Below are 15,716 nucleotides of genomic sequence, written 5' to 3'. Positions count from 1 at the left end.
CTATATTCTCACGCCTGGCCGATGATTTCTACCTTGCGGACGCCGGACAGATCTTCCAGCCGTTTAATCAAATCATCGACGGCAATGGTCATTTCCTTCGTTTCAATGGAAATGCTGACATCGGCAATACCCTGCAGCGGAATGCCCTGATTTATCGTCAGGATACTGCAGTTGCTTTCCGCTACGGCATTTAATATCTGCGACAACTCGCCTGGCTTGTCCAATACCATAAGAGAAATCGTCACGACGCGCCCTTGTGTTACATCATGGAAGGGAAAGACGTAATCCTTATACTTATAGTAGGCGCTGCGGCTCAAGTCCATAAGGCGCACCGCTTCGTTGATCGTCGTCTTCTGATTATGCTTTAAAAACTCTTTTACCCGAATCGTCTTCTTAATTGCTTCGGGAAGAATATCTTCTCGTACTAAGTAAAATTTGTAGTCTTTTTCTTCCTTCATGTCTGTTTCCTCCCTGCAAAATAGAAATACGTCTGCTGCAGCCCCTCAAGCAGCTTAGTCGCCGGACGCCAGCGCAGTGTCTGCTTCGCCAATGCATTATCCAGAGCCGAGCGGTAAATATCGCCGCTGCGGGCCTCTGCATAGGAAACGGGCACGGCTGTCTGGGAAAAATAAAACAGGATTTCCTTCAGCGCGTTAACCGTCGTTTCGATGTTGGTGCTGATATTATAGATTCCCGACGGCGCCGTTTCATCCATGGCGGCCATGTTGGCCCGGACGACGTCTTTGACATAAATAAAGTCGCGGGACTGATCGCCGTCGCCGAATATGGTAATCTCCCGGCCTTCTGCAATAGCGTCGGAAAAGATATAGACGACGCCGCCTTCGCCGTGGCTGCCCTGCCGTTCGCCGTAGACGTTGGAGTAGCGCAGAATTGCGTAGGAAAGGCCGAACACGTCATGGTACATTTGAATATACTTTTCAGCCGTCACCTTCGTCAAACCATAAAAGGATGTTGGCTGAAGGGGCGCGTTTTCTGCCAGCGGCACCTGCACATTGTCCCCATATACGGCAGCCGAAGAAGAAAAGAGAAATTTTTTCACGCCAAACTGCCGGCATAACTCCAATACATTCAGCAGCCCCATGATGTTGAGTTCTGCATCCTCACGGGGGTGCTCCATCGAATAGGGCACCAAGGTCTGCGCTGCTTCATGAAAGACAATATCAAAAGCACCGTCTGCAAAAATACGGGCCAGCTCGTCTTTCTGCAATATATCCATTTCATAAAATACGGCCTGGTCATGAACGTGTTCCCGGCAGCCGGTACTCAAGTTGTCTACTACGACGACATGATGACCGGCTTCGACGAGACCATCAACCAGATGAGAGCCAATAAATCCGGCTCCGCCTGTTACTAATATGTTCAATATATGTCACTCCCTGTACTGCATTTACGGCAGCTGGCCGTAATGGATTGGTTCTATATTCTGCTCTTTCATGAGCTGCCGTATGCGCGGCGAGATTAACGCATGAAATTCCTCTTCCCAATGATACCCCCAGGAAAAGGATTGGGAAAGAACGGCCGTGCTCCGCCCCGGATGCATCATGATTTCATGGACGCCGAAAGGCATATGCCGCAGGATATGCGCTAAGTTCGCCTCGGTCATATGACCGCCGTCGACCATGCCCCAAAAATAGTCCGTCGTCGTAAACCGAAGACGCTTGACATCGGACATGGCTTTTCTCGCCAAATACGTCAAACCGTCCCGCCCCATGACGCGGCCCGGACTCGCCGCCATGACTTTAAACGAATAGGATTCCTTCGGAATGCGGAGACGATGGAGGTCGTATTTTTTCATCAAAGCCTGCACGATCTTCCACACCGGCGGCAGCATATGCATGTGCTGATGGCTATCGACGTGGGTAACGTTCAGGCCGGCGCTCATGATTTTTTCCATCTGCGCATCCAGCTCCCGATATACCTGCTCGAAGTCTATCCGGCCCGCCCACATACGCTTTACGAGAGGGACGTAGCTTTCCGGCAGCAATCCGTTATCGTCGACTAAGGTCGGAACTTCTTTCGGCGATAACACCGTCGGCAAGGAGCCTACGAGGCACAAATGAATGCCGACGCCCAGACCGGGATATTGCCGCGCCAACGCGGCGGCCTCGTCGAAGGCCGGCCCCGACGCCAGGAGCGACGTGCTCAGCAGCAGCCCCTTCTCATGGGCTTCTATGACGGCCCTGTTTACTTCCGTATGAATGCCGAAATCATCGGCGTTGATAATTACTCTGTTCATCTCAGGTCACCGTAAAAAATCGAAATTTTTAAAATTCAATTTCCCTACGCTGGACAATTCGCCGTCGCCGTACGTCTTTCGGAAGGCGGCAATAGCCGAAGCGATGCCCATATAGGCTCCCTTGGGAAAGGTCATGCCGTACCGCTGTGCCAACTGGGCCATGGCGTCGACGAAGGCCTGCCGGGCCAGGATAGACGCCGCCGCGACGGCCGTATCCCGTTCGCCCTTCGTAACCTGGATGATTTGATGTGACGATGCTTCGTCTTGCAGTTCAGCTAAAACATATTCCTCTTTACCGAACTTATCGACTATTATACATGGACATTCGTATTTTGACAATAGTACACGTATGTTATGCCCATGTATACTGCCCAGGAGATGGTTTAAATTTTTTCGTTTTTGCTTAAAGGCCTGGTACCGGGCGTTATATTCCTCCGGCATGAGAACGGAGACGACGCAGCGGTCTCCCAGCATCTCCCGTATCTCTGCAGCCAGACGGGCAATCGCATCGTCCGTCAGCATCTTGCTGTCGCAGACGCCGAGACGGCGGAGTGGCGCTTCTTCATCAGCCTGAATCAGGCAGGCCGCCGCGACCAGCGGTCCGAATACGTCGCCCTTCCCCGATTCGTCGCAGCCCATCCAGCAGGAAATTCCCTGCGGATGCAGCCCCGCCGAGCCGCCCTGAGGAGCTGCGGCGGGAAGGGCCGCCCTTTCGCCCGTCGCCAGAGCCGTTAAGGTCTGTTTCAGCGCTCCGTCCTTTCCCTGCACGACGACGGACAGGCCCTTTTTACCGTAGTAAAAATTGACCGTCCCTTCGACCGTACCCTGGGCACAGACGACTTGATGCCCATAATTTATGTCCTTTTCCCGCACGCAGCGAATCTGCGCCGCAGCGAGCTTGCGTTTAAAATCTTCAACAATTGGTTGCAGTTTTACATCCATATAGTCTATACGCCTCTTCCTTCGCCTTTCGCTGCCATTCCTTCAGCGCCGTCCCGGTCCGCGCGGCAGCGGCACGGCAGTCGTCGTATTCGGCGGAAATATTCGTAACCTTCCCGTCGTAAGAGCTTATCTTGCAGCGAATCTGTTCGCCGTCTACGCAGACCGTCTCGATTTCCCGGCTGCAAATCCTGCGCCGGACAGGAAAATACCGGATACCGATGGACGTCGTTTCAGCAAATATAATGGCCGCGGCATTCTCTACCAGTTCCTCCGGACACAATACGCACAGCATAGAGGCCATGCGGCATTTTTTCATCATCATGGGAATAGCCCACACATCGTTGACGCCCAAGTCCAGCAGCTTTTGAAATACGTATTCCATGTTCTGCGGATTCATATCGTCAATATTGGCTTCTATTTGCCACAACGTTTCCATGACCTCACCTCATCCGATTGATCATATCGGCCATGCGGCCGGCGCCGAAACCGTTGTCGATATTGACGACGGACACGCCGGCGGCGCAGCTGTTGAGCATAGCCAGCAGAGCCGACAAGCCATGGAAATTAGCGCCGTAGCCGATGCTCGTCGGCACGGCGACGACCGGTTTGTCGACGAGGCCGCCGACGACGCTGGCCAAGGCCCCTTCCATACCAGCAACGACGACGCAGACGTTGGCCCGGCGAATGTCTGCGCTACGGTTCAGCAGGCGGTGCAGGCCGGCGACGCCGACGTCATAAATGCGCTCTACCGTATTTCCCATGATTTCCGCCGTCAATGCCGCTTCCTCGGCGACGGGAATATCGCTGGTACCGGCAGTGATGACGGCGATGACCCTATCGCCGTTGACGACGGTTTTATCCTTAAACTGGTAAACCATGCGGGCCAGTTCGTCGTACTGCGCGTCGGGAATGTCCGGCATGAGGCGGTCGTACACTTCCTTCGAAGCCCGCGTACCGATGACATTGTCATACTGTTTCATGAGAAGTCCCAAAATCTGTACGGACTGCCCGACAGTCTTCCCGGCGCAGTATACGACTTCAGGAAAGCCGCACCGCTTCTGGCGCTGCAAATCCAAATTGGCAAAGCCTAAATCCAGGACAGACGTCTCATCGCTTCGAAGAGCCGCGGCGGCTTCGTCCAGCGACAGGGCGCCGTCCTTATATTGCTGCAAAATCATTTTGATATCGGTCATAACACTACTCCTTAAATCCATTCGCTTCCCAGGCCTTGTACAGGACGATGCCTACCGACATGGACAGGTTCAGAGACTCCGTATTGCTGCGCATGGGAATGGTCAGCACGTCGCGGCACTGCTTCAAAAGTCCTTCGGACAGGCCGTTTCCTTCGTTGCCGAAGGCCAATACTACCGGCTGGCCGTAGGCGGCTTTTTCATAAGATATGGTCCCCTGCGGCGCCGTACCGAATAAGGCCCGCCCGTTTCGCCGGCAAAAGGCCAGCAGCTGTTCTTCATCTACATCCTGCACGATGGGAAGCTTAAATATAGCGCCCATAGCGCTGCGTATGGTCTTATCATTGTACACGTCGACGCTGCCTTCGCTCAGCAAAATCGCCGCGGCGTTCGCCGCAGCCGCCGTCCGGATGATCGTCCCTAAATTTCCCGGGTCCTGAACGGCCTGCAAATACACGACGGCCTGACGCGGCGCAAGGCCATTCAGTTCGTCGAGAGACACCGTGACGTACGGCAGCATCGCTGCGATACCCTGCGGCGCTTTCGTGTCCTTCAGCTTGTCGTACACGCTGTCCGTCACGGAAAAAAACGTCCAGTCCAGGGCCCGCCCCATGTCGTATATGTCTTGAAACTTCTCATGTTCCCTGCCCTTCGGCGAAAGAAAGCAAACAGCACGGCGAATGCCGCTTTCCGCTGCATCTCTGACGACGCGCATTCCTTCGACGAAGACCATCCGCTCCTGCTGCCGTCCCTTTTTCTGCTTCAGCGAGCAGGCTTTTTTGATCCATTGGTTGTCGCGGGACGTAATGGATTTCATCGCTTCATACTTGTTTTCCTGCATATCTGACTCCTCTGCCCATAACTTAAATAAGTGCAATACCCCTCTGGATATTGCACTTATACTGCGTATCTGCCTTACTTCGTCTCATCCTGCCGGTTGGACTGCAGTAAGCTGTCGCGGTTCTGCTTGATGCTGGACAAGGTCTTTTCCAACGTCGATTCGACGTATTTCAAGACGTCGCCGGCGTATGTAATGGAACTGCTCTTCAATTCTTCCGAAGACTGATTGGCGTCCAGAATAATCTGATTCGCCCGTTTCTGCGCCTGGCGCACCAGTTCGCTTTCTTCCGTCAATTTGGCAATATAGTCCTTGGCCTGCGCCACCATGCTGTCGGCATGATGCTGCGCGTCGGCAATGATCTTATCTTTTTCGGCCAGTACCTTTTTCGACTGTTCCAGCTCAGCCGGCATGGATTCCTTCAAGTCGTCGATGATCTGCAGGAGTTCTTCTTCCTCAATCATCTTTTTATTCGTAAAAGGCACCTTCGATGCGTTCATTACCAAGCTTTCCAAATCTTCCAACAATTTATCCGAATTCATGTCTTCCACCCCTACGCCTGATATTTATCTCTGAACTTTTCTTTCAACTTCTGTTCTACGTACGCGGGCACCATGTCGTCGAGCTTGCCGCCGAAGCACGCCAGTTCGCGGATGCCTGTAGAGCTGATAAAGGAATACTTTGTACTCGTCATAATAAATACGGTTTCAATATCCGGTTCGACTTTTTTCATGAGCAGCGCCCGCTGGAATTCGTATTCAAAATCGCTGAGGGCCCGCAAGCCGCGTATAATGATCGTCGCGCCGTGTTCGATGGCGTATTCGTTCAGCAAGCCGTGAAAGCTGGCTACTTCGATATTGGGAATATGACGCGTCGTTTCCCGAAGCATGTCTTCCCGTTCCTCCATCGTAAACAGCGGCTTTTTCGACGGATTTTCAAATACGGCGATAATAAGCTTATCTACTAATTTACTGCTGCGTTCAAAAATATCAATGTGTCCATTCGTCACGGGGTCGAAGCTGCCCGGACAAATTCCGATTTTCACGATTCAATTCCTCCCTGATGCCTGCGGATAAAGGCGATGCGCGTATCCTTTCCATAGGCTTTTTCTCTGATGATCTCATACAGCAGGCTGTCTGCTATCTCTTCGTCCCTGCTGTGTTCCATGAGAAGTAATCCGTCAGGAGCCAGCAAATCGTATTGACATATTAAAGCAATCGTACTATTCACCAAATTCTTATTATACGGTGGATCCGCAAAAATATATTGAAATTGACGTCCCTGCAGCCGCGCCAAGGCCTTGCCGGCCTCCATGCGGAGGATTTCATACTGCCCGCCAAAGCCGCACAATTCGGCGTTCTGCCGAATCAGGGCCTGCGTGTAGTGGTCGATAAACACGCAGTGCGCCGCGCCGCGGCTCAGGGCTTCCAGGCCCAAGGCTCCCGTGCCGGCAAAGATGTCCAGCACAGAAGCACCTTCCAGCACGCCGTTGGCCAATATGTTGAACAAGCTTTCCCTCGTACGGTCCAGCGTCGGCCTCGTCAGCATGCCTTTCGGCGATTTCAATATTCTCCCTTTTGCACTGCCGGATATGATTCTCACATAATCACCTGCTCGTACACAAACAATTATACACGTTTTTCTTTACATATCAAATAGCAAAGGCCCATAAGAAAAAGAAAATTTTTCCTTAGTTTTTCTTGATTCTCTCTACCTTCAGCTCCCGTCCCTGCATGAGGCGGATGATGTTGTCCTTATGGCGCACGACGACGAGGACGGCCGCAATCAAACCGAATATCGTAAGCGGCAGGGGCTCGTCGAAGAAGTACATCAAAACCGGCACCAGTACGGCGGCGACGATAGAGCCGAGAGATACGATGCGCGTCGCCGCGACGATAGCACACCATATGGCGAAGACGATGAGCGTTTCCCAAGGAGCCAGGAACAAGATGATGCCCAGACCGGTGGCCACGCCCTTGCCGCCTTTAAATTTCAGGAAAATAGAGCAGGAATGGCCGACGAGAGCCACGCAGCCGCCGAGCACCATGAGGTAGATGCGCTGGTCTTCCGGCATGGCCATCGCCGAAGCGGCGACTTGCCCCAAATACACGCCGAGCATACCCTTGGCGACGTCCAGGATGAGGACGGCCAGGCCGCCGGCGGCGCCGAAGACGCGGTAGGCGTTCGTCGCGCCCGTATTATGGCTGCCGTAGTCCCGCGGGTCCGTATGGTAAATGGCCTTGCCGATGACCAGGCCGCTCGGAAAGGAGCCCGCGATATACGCTAAGAGCAAGCAAGCGATTCCCATCATCATAGGGCGTCACCATCCTTCTTTCCCCGCAGTATCAGGCGAATCGGCGTACCTTCAAAGCCGAAGGTTTCGCGCAGCCGGTTTTCCAAAAAGCGCAGATAGGAGAAATGCATGAGCTGCGGCTCGTTGACAAACAAAATGAACGTCGGCGGCTGCACGGAGGCCTGCGTCATATAATAGATTTTCAGCAGCTTGCCGCCCTTGGCCGGCGGCGGATTGGTCAGCTGGGCGTCTTCGATGAGCTCGTTCAGTACGCTCGTCGACACGCGCATATGCTGCTGTTCCGATACGAATTTGACCATGTCGGCCAAACGGTTGATGCGCTGCTTAGTCAGGGCCGAAGCGAACAAGATCGGCGCGTACTGCAGGAACGCCAGCTCGCGGCGGATGTCTTCTTCGTACTTCTGGCTCGTCTTGCTGTCCTTGGTCACCAGGTCCCATTTATTGACGACGATGACGCATCCCTTGCCCGCTTCGTGGACGTAGCCGGCAATTTTCTTATCCTGTTCCGTTACGCCTTCGACGCCGTCCAGTACAAGGACAGCCACGTCGCAGCGGTCTACGGCCCGCAGGGCGCGGACGACGCTGTACCGTTCGACGGGAATGTCGATTTTCCCCTTGCGGCGCATGCCTGCCGTATCGATGAGGACGAACTTAGATCCTTCGTATTCCCAATGGGTGTCGATAGAATCGCGGGTCGTGCCGGGCATATTGCTGACGATAACCCGGTTCTGCCCCAGCAGGGCGTTGGTCATAGATGATTTGCCTACGTTCGGCCGGCCGACGAGGGCGATGTGTATCGTTTCTTCGTCGTCTTCTTCATAGGGCACGTTTTTGATGTGCTTTAGCACTTCGTCCAGCAGGTCGCCCAGGTTCATGAGGTTGACAGCCGAAATGCCGATGGGATCGCCCAGGCCGAGGCTGTAAAATTCATAAATGTTCATGGACAGCTCTACGCTGTCGATTTTGTTGACTACCAAAATGACCGGCTTGCCGCTGGAGCGGAGGATGCGGGCGATATCTTCATCCTGAGGCTGAACGCCGGCTTTCCCATCGACGACGTACAGGATGACGTCGGCTTCGCGGATAGCCAGCTCTGCCTGATAGCGCATGCTCGTGAAGATATGATTTTCCGAATCGACGAATTCGATGCCGCCCGTATCGATCATGGTAAATTCCTGATTGAGCCATTCTGCGTCATAGTAAATGCGGTCCCGCGTGACGCCGGGAATATCCTCTACGATAGAAATGCGCTTCTTGACAATAGCGTTGAATAACGTCGACTTGCCTACGTTCGGCCGGCCGACGATAGCTACTAACGGTTTATACATACCAGTTTCCTGTTGTCCTTTCTTAATATGAAAAAAGGATAACCGGGCATGCCGGCTATCCCCCTTCGTTGAAAATTATTCGCCTTCTACAGCGTCGTCGGCTGCTTCGGCCTGTTCTTGTTTGTCCAGATAGTTGCGAACTTCCTGTTCTTCTTCATCTTTCTGAATAGCCAAGACACTCAAGGATATTTTCTTTTTATCCGTGTCGATGCCGATGATCTTGACGTTCATAACGTCGCCGATGTTGACCAGGTCTTTAACGACGGCGCCGCGTTTTTCCGTCAGTTCGGATACGTGGAGCAAGCCCTGGAGTTCAGGATCGATCGCTAAAATAGCGCCAAAGGGAAGGAGCTTCTTAACTTCGCCTTTTACGACGTCGCCGACTTCAAATTTTTCGATAGCGGCAATCCAGGGATTCTTCTGAAGCGCTTTCAAAGACAAGGAAATGCGGTTCCGTTCCTGATCGAATTTCTGTACCAATACGTTAAGCTTTTCGCCGACCTGAAGAACAGCGTCGACGGAGCTTACGCGCTTCCAGGAAATGTCGGAAATATGGAGCAGGCCTTCTACGCCGCCCAAGTCGATAAACGCGCCGTACGGCATGATTTTAACGACTGTGCCTTCGAGAACTGCGCCTTCTTCGATATTCTGCAGCGCTTCAGCCCGTTTCTGTTCCCGTTCTGCTTCCAAAACGGCTTTACGGGACAAGACGAGACGGTTTTTGTGTTCGTCAATGTCGATGACTTTGACCTGGAAGGTCTGGCCGACGAGATTATCCAAAGATTTTACGAATTTAACGTCGCCCTGGGACAGGGGAATAAATCCGCGCAGGGATTTGATGGAAACGACAAGGCCGGCCTTGTTTGTTTCTTTGCCTACGCATTCGACGAGCTGATCGTTTTCAAAAGCGTCGCGAACTTCTTTCCAGTCTTCGACTTTCTTCATCTTGACGAGAGACACGACGATAGAGCCTTCTTCTTTAATATTGTTGGCAATTTCTACGGTCAGTTCGTCGCCGACGTGAATGACGTCGCTGGCTTTTTCCGGAGCAGGAACGGCAATTTCCTTCTTCGGCAGAATGGCTTCTGCTTTCGTACCGATGGAAACATAGGCAGCATCATCGTTCACAGAAATAACCGTGCCCTTTACCACGTCGCCTTTCTTTGGATTTTCTTCATAGTCGTACTGATCCAACAATTCTTCACTCATTACTTCTGTGCCTTCAGCTTGCAAATTTTCCATAATATCAACAACCTCCTGTATTATCCAATCCGGTGTGGAAGCACCGGCTGTAATGCCTATATGATTCATACCACGAAAGGCCGCCGTGTCTAATTCAGCCGCCGTTTCAATATGGTATGTAGGGCAACCCTGTTCTCTGCATACCTGCGCCAGCCTTCCCGTATTGGCGCTGTTCCTGCCGCCGACGACGATCATGGCGTCTACCTTGCCGGCCAATTCCACAGCGGCGTTCTGGCGCTGCTGCGTCGCCGTGCAGATAGTCATGTGCACGTCTAAATCGTTCGTCTTCGTCTTCAGGATTTCGGCAATGCGCTTGAATTGCTCTTGGGAAAAGGTCGTCTGGACGACGACTCCCAGTGATTCAGAAAAGGGAATTTGTTCTGCTTCAATTTCCCTATCTATTATAATAGCACGATTTGCCCCCCATTGTGAAATACTAATTACTTCAGGATGGGCTTTTTCGCCTATAATTACTAAATTTTTTCCTTCTTCGACGATTTTTTTCGCGTCTTGCTGTGCTTTTTTGACATGGGGACACGTCGCGTCGATGACGCGTATGCCCCGCCGGGAAGCTTCTTCATAGACGCTGGGGCCAACGCCGTGCGAGCGGATCAGGACCGTTTCGCCATCGCCCACTTCGTCGAGAGAATCGACGGGAGCCACTCCCTGTGCGGATAGACGGGCTACGACCTGTGGGTTATGAATGATGGGCCCTAGGGTTTTCGTCCCCGTTTCCGCCTGCGACGCCATGTCCACGGCCCGGCGCACACCGTAGCAAAAACCGCAGGCCTCGGCAATAGTTACCTTCATTTTTCTGTCCCTCCATGCCGATTTAGCATAGCTAAGACAATTTCCCGAATTTCTTCTGAAAATTGCCGTATCGCTTCCTTATCGGCCTTTTTATCTGCCGGCGGCATGACCGGTTCGCTGAATACGATCTGCACGGGTCCCGTTTTCTTCGGCAGCTCTCTCGAATTGACGACGACTGCCGGAAGGACCGGCACGCCTGCCTTGATGGCAATACCGGCGAAGCCGTCGTGAAACGGCCCGAGTATGCCCTGGCACTTGCGCGTCCCTTCGGGAAAAATGCCAAGAACGCCGCCGCTTTTCAGCACGCGGAACGATTCTACAATGGCCTTTTTATCGATGCGGCCCCGATGGACGGGAAAGGTATGGACATACCGCAGGAACCAATTCATAATCGGGTTGCGGAACAGCTCTTCTTTCGCCATGAAGTGGATGAGGCGATGGCGCACCGCCGTTCCCAGCAAAGGCGGGTCGAAGTAGCTGGCGTGATTGCACACGATGATAAAAGGCCCCTCAGCCGGAATATGCTCTTCGCCGTAGACTTTCATGCCGATGAGTGTGTAAGTCACGAAGTTGAATATCCGGCGGATAATCCAATACGAAATGGCTTTCATCGACAGCGCTGCTGAATTAAATCGGTAATCGCATCGGCCGTTTCTTCCAGATTTAATTCGCTGTTGTCGAGAAGGATCGCGTCGTCGGCCTGTCGCAAGGGACTGACGGCGCGGTGAGAATCCATATCGTCGCGGGACGCTATGCTGGCCGCAATGTCCTCCAGCGTTTCCGTACCGCCTTTCGCCTGTACTTCCAGGTAGCGGCGGCGGGCCCGCGATTCGACGGACGCCGTTAAGAATATCTTCAAATCGGCCTTCGGCAGCACGACGGTGCCGATGTCGCGGCCGTCCAAAATGACGCCGCCTCCTTCGGCCATGTTCCTCTGTAATTGTACCAGTTTTTCCCGTACGACTGCAAGAGCTGAAACGGAAGATACGCGAGAAGATATATCCTGCGTGCGGATGGCGTCGGTAACTTCCCTTTCGCCGACGAACACGCGGCACTTATCTTCCAGCGGCTCCAGCCGGATGTCGATGCGCTCCGTCAGCGCCCTGACGGCCTCCGCGTCTCCTATATCGATTTTTTCCTGCAGCATCGCCCAGGTAAAGGCCCGGTACATCGCGCCCGTATCAATGTACAAATACCCCAGTCTCTTGGCCACCAGTCGGGCGGCGCTGCTCTTTCCGGCTCCGGCCGGCCCGTCGATGGCTACGGTCAAACGTTCCATCCCTTATTCCTCCTTTGCCGCTGCCATGCCGGCTACGTAGCCCGTCGAAAAGGCAGCCTGCAGATTATATCCGCCTGTATAGGCGTCTATGTCCATTACCTCGCCGGCAAAATACAGTCTCGGCGTCAGCTTGGATTCCATCGTCTTGGGATTGATTTCCCGCACGCTGACTCCGCCGGCCGTAACGATGGCTTCCTCGATAGGCCGCGTCCCCGTAATCGTCAGGGTCAGCGCCTGCAGCGAATCGACCAGATCCTGCCGCTGCTCGCGGGAAATCTGGTTGACCTGACAGCGGCCGTCCATGCCGGCCTGTTCCAACACGATGGGAATGAGCCGCTGCGGCAGCAGGTCTTTCATGGCGTTTTCCGCTTCCTTGCGGATGTATTTCTGGAAATCGCGCTGTACGCGCTGATCCAGCGTTTCCTTAGACAAGGCCGGCTTTAAATTGATGCGCAGCTGCATGGGATATTGGCATTGCTTCTTGTGCGCCGCCGCCGCGCTGAGCATGAGGATAATCGGCCCCGATACGCCGAAATGAGTGAAAAGCATTTCGCCGAACTGCGAGGCGAGCATCTTCCCCCGCTTCCACAAGGAGGCCTCGACGTTGCGCAGCGACAAGCCCGACAAGGCATGAGGCCACGTTTCCTTCGTCGTAAAGGGAATGAGCGACGGCTTGAGCTCTGTCACGGCATGGCCCAGGCTCTTAGCAAAGCCGTATCCGTCGCCGCTAGAACCCGTGACGGGATAGGACATGCCGCCCGTCGTAATAATGCAGGCATCGCCTTCATACTGCCCGGCCTGCGTACGGACCGCAAAAGTATCGCCCCAGCGCTGCACGGCCGTCGCCGCCTCGTTCAGGCGGATATGCACGCCGGCGCGGCAGAGGCGGTCATACAAGAGCTTGCGCACTTCAATGGCGCTGTCGGACTGGGGAAAAACGCGGCCGCCGCGTTCTACTTTCGTTTCCAGTCCCCACTGATGCAGCAAGTCCAGCAGGTTTTCATTGGAAAACTGGCCGTAGGCGCTGTACAGAAATTTCCCGTTTCCCGGCGTATGGGCGACGAACTCGTCCATGGCGCAGGCATTGGTCAAATTGCAGCGGCCCTTGCCGGTAATGCCCATCTTTTTTCCGACAATATTATTTTTTTCCAGCAGCGTAACCGACGCGCCCTGTCCGGCCGCAGCCAAGGCAGCCATGATGCCGGCGGCGCCGGCGCCGATGATAATGACGTGTTTCATCAGACGTTCCCGCCCTTTTATTTGTATTTATACAGTTCAGCGACTTCTTCAGGCTTCAGGCTGCGGTACGAGCCGCGCTTGACGCCGCTCAGGGTCAAGAAGGCGTACTGGACGCGGCGCAAATTGTGCACCTGAAAGCCGAAATGCTCGATCATGCGGCGTACCTGGCGGTTTTTCCCTTCGTGAATCGTAATTTCTATCGTCGTCAGGCCGCTCTTGCTGTCGAAGCCGACGTAGTATACGTCGGCAGGAGCCGTCATGCCGTCTTCCAGCGGCACGCCGTCAGCCAGATTCTGCAGTATCGTATCGGAAATGCGTCCTTTGACTTTGACTTCGTAGGTCTTATCGACCATCGTGCTGGGATGCATGAGGATGTTGGCCAGCTCGCCGTCGTTAGTCATGAGCAGAAGGCCTTCCGTATTTTGGTCCAGCCGCCCTACGGCGTAAATGCGGTCCTTTTCCTTGCGGAAATAATCCATGACCGTCGGCCGGCCCTGGTCGTCGCTGGACGTCGTAATGACGCCCTTGGGCTTATTAAATAAGTAATAATGCTTAGGCTGCGCTTCCAGCCGTTTGCCGTCGACGAGGATGATATCCTTATCGGGATTTACCTTCGTCCCGAGCTCGCGGACGATGACGCCGTTTACCCGGACCCGTCCGTCTAAAATCATCTGCTCCGATGCGCGGCGCGACGCGATGCCGCAGTTACTCATTACCTTCTGTAGCCTTTCCATCTATATCCTCCTGTATCTCTTCGCCGGCAGGCGCCGTCAGCTCCGGCGGCACGCGGCCGGCCAGTTCTTCCAGCGAATCCATGCCGATGCATTCCAAAAAATATGCCGACGTGCCGTACATAATCGGCCGTCCCGGACTATCCTTCCGTCCCAAATCTACGATCAGCCCCTGCTGCAGCAGAGACGATAAAATGCGCTCCGACGACACGCCGCGCAGCTTTTCGATATCGGCCCGCGTGACAGGCTGCTTGAAGGCCACGATAGCCAGTACCTCCAAGGCCATGGGCGACAGCTCCGCCACGCCTGTCCGCACCCATTTGACTGCGTCGTACAGCTCGGGCCGCGTGACCAGCTGATACCCTCCGGCAACGCGGATGAGCCTGAGGCCGCGCCGTTCGTCGAGAACCTGCTCCAGCGCCGAAGCCGCCGCTTCCGTTTCTTCGCGGCTCCAGCCCGTATGGGCGCAAATATCGGCCGCCGTCATAGGCTGGCCGCTGAGAAACAGCAGCGCCTCGAGCAGCGCTTCCGGCTTATGCGTATGCGCCGGCATACCGCAAGGCAACGGCATTCCCATCCTCTCCCTCCGAAACAGTATGGCAGGTTCCCAGCTTAATGAGCTCCAATACGGCCAGGAAGGTGACGACGAGCTCGACCTTGGAGCGGCACCGGCGAAATACGGCCAGCACGGAAGCCGGCCGCGCCGTTTGGCGCAGCTGGTACACGACGCGCTGCATGCACTCTTCCACGCTGTATATTTCCTGTCGGATATGAACCTCCGGCGGCTTTTTTTCTTCCAGCGCCCGATATACGAGGCGAAAAGCCCGATATAAGGCGTCGCGCTCGATCTTCCCGACAAAGCGGGCCTGATAGGGCATAGGCGTCGCCGGCCGTTCCAGCATATGGCTCCGCTGCTCCCACAACGCGCCCATGACGCCGGAAATTTCTTTCATCCGCTTGTACTCGACGAGCTGGCGGACTAACTGGTCCTGCAGATCTTCTTCGTCTTCTTCCGGCTCCGCCTTAGGCGGTTTAGGCAGCAGCAAGCGCGACTTAATCTGCAGCAGCGTCGCCGCCATGACGAAAAATTTGCTGGCGTAATTGACGTCGAAGCCGTCGAGCTGGTCGACGTAGGCGTTGAACTGATCGGTAATCTCCGCTATGGGAATATTGTAAATATCGACTTTATTTTTTTCGATTAAATACAACAGCAAATCCAAAGGCCCTTCGAAATCAGATACTTTGTACTGATATGCTTCCATACAGACCGCCATTCTTATATTATAAATTAAATGAAAGAATATTACAAAAAAGGTTTGGATTTCCATCCAAACCTTTTAAACATTCTGTAAGACGTGCCGGCTGAAGCCAACGTAACACTCACAGTACTGTGTTATTCATTTGGTGCCGGGGACCGGAATCGAACCGGTACGGATATTTCTATCCGACGGATTTTAAGTCCGTTGCGTCTGCCAGTTCCGCCACCTCGGCACGACGAGAAATATGGAGGCGGCACCCAGAATCGAACTGGGGATGAAGGTTTTGC

19 protein-coding genes and 1 tRNA gene are annotated in these 15,716 nt (G+C 54.0%); all 20 read right to left on the bottom strand.

Annotation, left to right across the window (positions count from 1 at the left end):
* Positions 1-8: 8 nt before the first annotated feature.
* On the bottom strand, positions 9-458 hold the full coding sequence (locus OCV58_RS05130; protein WP_087477686.1) for an ACT domain-containing protein: 450 nt from the start codon (positions 456-458) through the stop codon (positions 9-11).
* Positions 455-1,384: an NAD-dependent epimerase/dehydratase family protein gene (locus OCV58_RS05125; protein WP_154877154.1), complete on the bottom strand. Its 930-nt coding sequence runs from the start codon at positions 1,382-1,384 to the stop codon at positions 455-457. The genes OCV58_RS05130 and OCV58_RS05125 overlap by 4 nt, the downstream gene beginning before the upstream one ends.
* 24 nt (positions 1,385-1,408) lie before the next feature.
* On the bottom strand, positions 1,409-2,257 hold the full coding sequence (locus OCV58_RS05120; protein WP_154877153.1) for a ChbG/HpnK family deacetylase: 849 nt from the start codon (positions 2,255-2,257) through the stop codon (positions 1,409-1,411).
* 6 nt (positions 2,258-2,263) lie between these two features.
* Complete coding sequence (locus OCV58_RS05115) at positions 2,264-3,199, bottom strand: ribonuclease HIII (RefSeq protein ID WP_154877152.1); 936 nt, start codon at positions 3,197-3,199, stop codon at positions 2,264-2,266.
* Entirely contained in the window at positions 3,171-3,635 is a 465-nt protein-coding gene (larC, locus tag OCV58_RS05110) for a nickel pincer cofactor biosynthesis protein LarC2 (protein ID WP_154877151.1), read from the bottom strand. The genes OCV58_RS05115 and larC overlap by 29 nt, the downstream gene beginning before the upstream one ends.
* 4 nt (positions 3,636-3,639) lie before the next feature.
* The gene (larB, locus tag OCV58_RS05105) at positions 3,640-4,392 is read right to left on the bottom strand and encodes a nickel pincer cofactor biosynthesis protein LarB (protein WP_267312798.1); all 753 of its coding nucleotides are present in this window, start codon (positions 4,390-4,392) and stop codon (positions 3,640-3,642) included.
* Between the two features lie 4 nt (positions 4,393-4,396).
* Positions 4,397-5,230 (bottom strand): TrmH family RNA methyltransferase, encoded by an 834-nt coding sequence (locus OCV58_RS05100; RefSeq protein ID WP_267312797.1) that lies wholly within the window; start codon positions 5,228-5,230, stop codon positions 4,397-4,399.
* Between the two features lie 74 nt (positions 5,231-5,304).
* The gene (locus OCV58_RS05095) at positions 5,305-5,769 is read right to left on the bottom strand and encodes an ATPase (protein WP_087477681.1); all 465 of its coding nucleotides are present in this window, start codon (positions 5,767-5,769) and stop codon (positions 5,305-5,307) included.
* An 11-nt stretch (positions 5,770-5,780) separates the two neighbouring features.
* Positions 5,781-6,272, bottom strand: a complete 492-nt coding sequence (gene coaD / locus OCV58_RS05090) for a pantetheine-phosphate adenylyltransferase (RefSeq protein WP_154877150.1) — start codon at positions 6,270-6,272, stop codon at positions 5,781-5,783.
* The gene (gene rsmD / locus OCV58_RS05085; protein ID WP_087477679.1) at positions 6,269-6,829 is read right to left on the bottom strand and encodes a 16S rRNA (guanine(966)-N(2))-methyltransferase RsmD; all 561 of its coding nucleotides are present in this window, start codon (positions 6,827-6,829) and stop codon (positions 6,269-6,271) included. The genes coaD and rsmD overlap by 4 nt, the downstream gene beginning before the upstream one ends.
* An 88-nt stretch (positions 6,830-6,917) precedes the next feature.
* Positions 6,918-7,541 (bottom strand): glycerol-3-phosphate 1-O-acyltransferase PlsY, encoded by a 624-nt coding sequence (gene plsY / locus OCV58_RS05080; RefSeq protein WP_087477678.1) that lies wholly within the window; start codon positions 7,539-7,541, stop codon positions 6,918-6,920.
* The gene (gene der / locus OCV58_RS05075) at positions 7,538-8,869 is read right to left on the bottom strand and encodes a ribosome biogenesis GTPase Der (RefSeq protein ID WP_087477677.1); all 1,332 of its coding nucleotides are present in this window, start codon (positions 8,867-8,869) and stop codon (positions 7,538-7,540) included. The genes plsY and der overlap by 4 nt, the downstream gene beginning before the upstream one ends.
* Positions 8,870-8,944: 75 nt before the next feature.
* Positions 8,945-10,921, bottom strand: coding sequence for a bifunctional 4-hydroxy-3-methylbut-2-enyl diphosphate reductase/30S ribosomal protein S1 (locus OCV58_RS05070; RefSeq protein ID WP_087477676.1), 1,977 nt, complete (start codon positions 10,919-10,921; stop codon positions 8,945-8,947).
* Entirely contained in the window at positions 10,918-11,532 is a 615-nt protein-coding gene (locus OCV58_RS05065) for a lysophospholipid acyltransferase family protein (protein WP_154877149.1), read from the bottom strand. The genes OCV58_RS05070 and OCV58_RS05065 overlap by 4 nt, the downstream gene beginning before the upstream one ends.
* A complete protein-coding gene (gene cmk, locus OCV58_RS05060) occupies positions 11,529-12,200 on the bottom strand; it encodes a (d)CMP kinase (protein WP_087477674.1) in 672 nt (223 codons plus the stop codon). The genes OCV58_RS05065 and cmk overlap by 4 nt, the downstream gene beginning before the upstream one ends.
* Positions 12,201-12,203: 3 nt before the next feature.
* Positions 12,204-13,439 carry a BaiN/RdsA family NAD(P)/FAD-dependent oxidoreductase gene (locus tag OCV58_RS05055; RefSeq protein ID WP_154877148.1) on the bottom strand — a complete coding sequence of 412 codons (1,236 nt, stop codon included), beginning with the start codon at positions 13,437-13,439 and terminating at the stop codon, positions 12,204-12,206.
* Between the two features lie 17 nt (positions 13,440-13,456).
* Positions 13,457-14,173 (bottom strand): pseudouridine synthase, encoded by a 717-nt coding sequence (locus OCV58_RS05050; protein WP_087477672.1) that lies wholly within the window; start codon positions 14,171-14,173, stop codon positions 13,457-13,459.
* The gene (gene scpB / locus OCV58_RS05045; protein ID WP_317239261.1) at positions 14,145-14,741 is read right to left on the bottom strand and encodes an SMC-Scp complex subunit ScpB; all 597 of its coding nucleotides are present in this window, start codon (positions 14,739-14,741) and stop codon (positions 14,145-14,147) included. The genes OCV58_RS05050 and scpB overlap by 29 nt, the downstream gene beginning before the upstream one ends.
* Entirely contained in the window at positions 14,704-15,432 is a 729-nt protein-coding gene (locus OCV58_RS05040) for a segregation and condensation protein A (RefSeq protein WP_107196408.1), read from the bottom strand. The genes scpB and OCV58_RS05040 overlap by 38 nt, the downstream gene beginning before the upstream one ends.
* A 140-nt stretch (positions 15,433-15,572) precedes the next feature.
* Positions 15,573-15,661 (bottom strand) — tRNA-Leu (locus OCV58_RS05035).
* Positions 15,662-15,716 lie beyond the last annotated feature (55 nt).

The organism is Megasphaera stantonii, from assembly GCF_025567065.1.
Lineage (GTDB): Bacteria > Bacillota > Negativicutes > Veillonellales > Megasphaeraceae > Megasphaera > Megasphaera stantonii.
Note: the sequence above shows the minus strand (reverse complement) of the source record. Positions and strands in the feature narration are given on the sequence as shown.

Coding starts and splice junctions, on each gene's coding strand:
- plsY (WP_087477678.1), bottom strand. CDS start 7,541: ATGATGATGGGAATCGCTTGCTTGCTCTTAGCGTATATCGCGGGCTCC.
- OCV58_RS05130 (WP_087477686.1), bottom strand. CDS start 458: ATGAAGGAAGAAAAAGACTACAAATTTTACTTAGTACGAGAAGATATT.
- OCV58_RS05055 (WP_154877148.1), bottom strand. CDS start 13,439: ATGAAACACGTCATTATCATCGGCGCCGGCGCCGCCGGCATCATGGCT.
- cmk (WP_087477674.1), bottom strand. CDS start 12,200: ATGGAACGTTTGACCGTAGCCATCGACGGGCCGGCCGGAGCCGGAAAG.
- larB (WP_267312798.1), bottom strand. CDS start 4,392: ATGACCGATATCAAAATGATTTTGCAGCAATATAAGGACGGCGCCCTG.
- OCV58_RS05120 (WP_154877153.1), bottom strand. CDS start 2,257: ATGAACAGAGTAATTATCAACGCCGATGATTTCGGCATTCATACGGAA.
- OCV58_RS05100 (WP_267312797.1), bottom strand. CDS start 5,230: ATGCAGGAAAACAAGTATGAAGCGATGAAATCCATTACGTCCCGCGAC.
- larC (WP_154877151.1), bottom strand. CDS start 3,635: ATGGAAACGTTGTGGCAAATAGAAGCCAATATTGACGATATGAATCCG.
- OCV58_RS05040 (WP_107196408.1), bottom strand. CDS start 15,432: ATGGAAGCATATCAGTACAAAGTATCTGATTTCGAAGGGCCTTTGGAT.
- scpB (WP_317239261.1), bottom strand. CDS start 14,741: ATGCCGTTGCCTTGCGGTATGCCGGCGCATACGCATAAGCCGGAAGCG.
- der (WP_087477677.1), bottom strand. CDS start 8,869: ATGTATAAACCGTTAGTAGCTATCGTCGGCCGGCCGAACGTAGGCAAG.
- OCV58_RS05095 (WP_087477681.1), bottom strand. CDS start 5,769: ATGAATTCGGATAAATTGTTGGAAGATTTGGAAAGCTTGGTAATGAAC.
- OCV58_RS05050 (WP_087477672.1), bottom strand. CDS start 14,173: ATGGAAAGGCTACAGAAGGTAATGAGTAACTGCGGCATCGCGTCGCGC.
- OCV58_RS05065 (WP_154877149.1), bottom strand. CDS start 11,532: ATGAAAGCCATTTCGTATTGGATTATCCGCCGGATATTCAACTTCGTG.
- OCV58_RS05070 (WP_087477676.1), bottom strand. CDS start 10,921: ATGAAGGTAACTATTGCCGAGGCCTGCGGTTTTTGCTACGGTGTGCGC.
- OCV58_RS05115 (WP_154877152.1), bottom strand. CDS start 3,199: ATGGATGTAAAACTGCAACCAATTGTTGAAGATTTTAAACGCAAGCTC.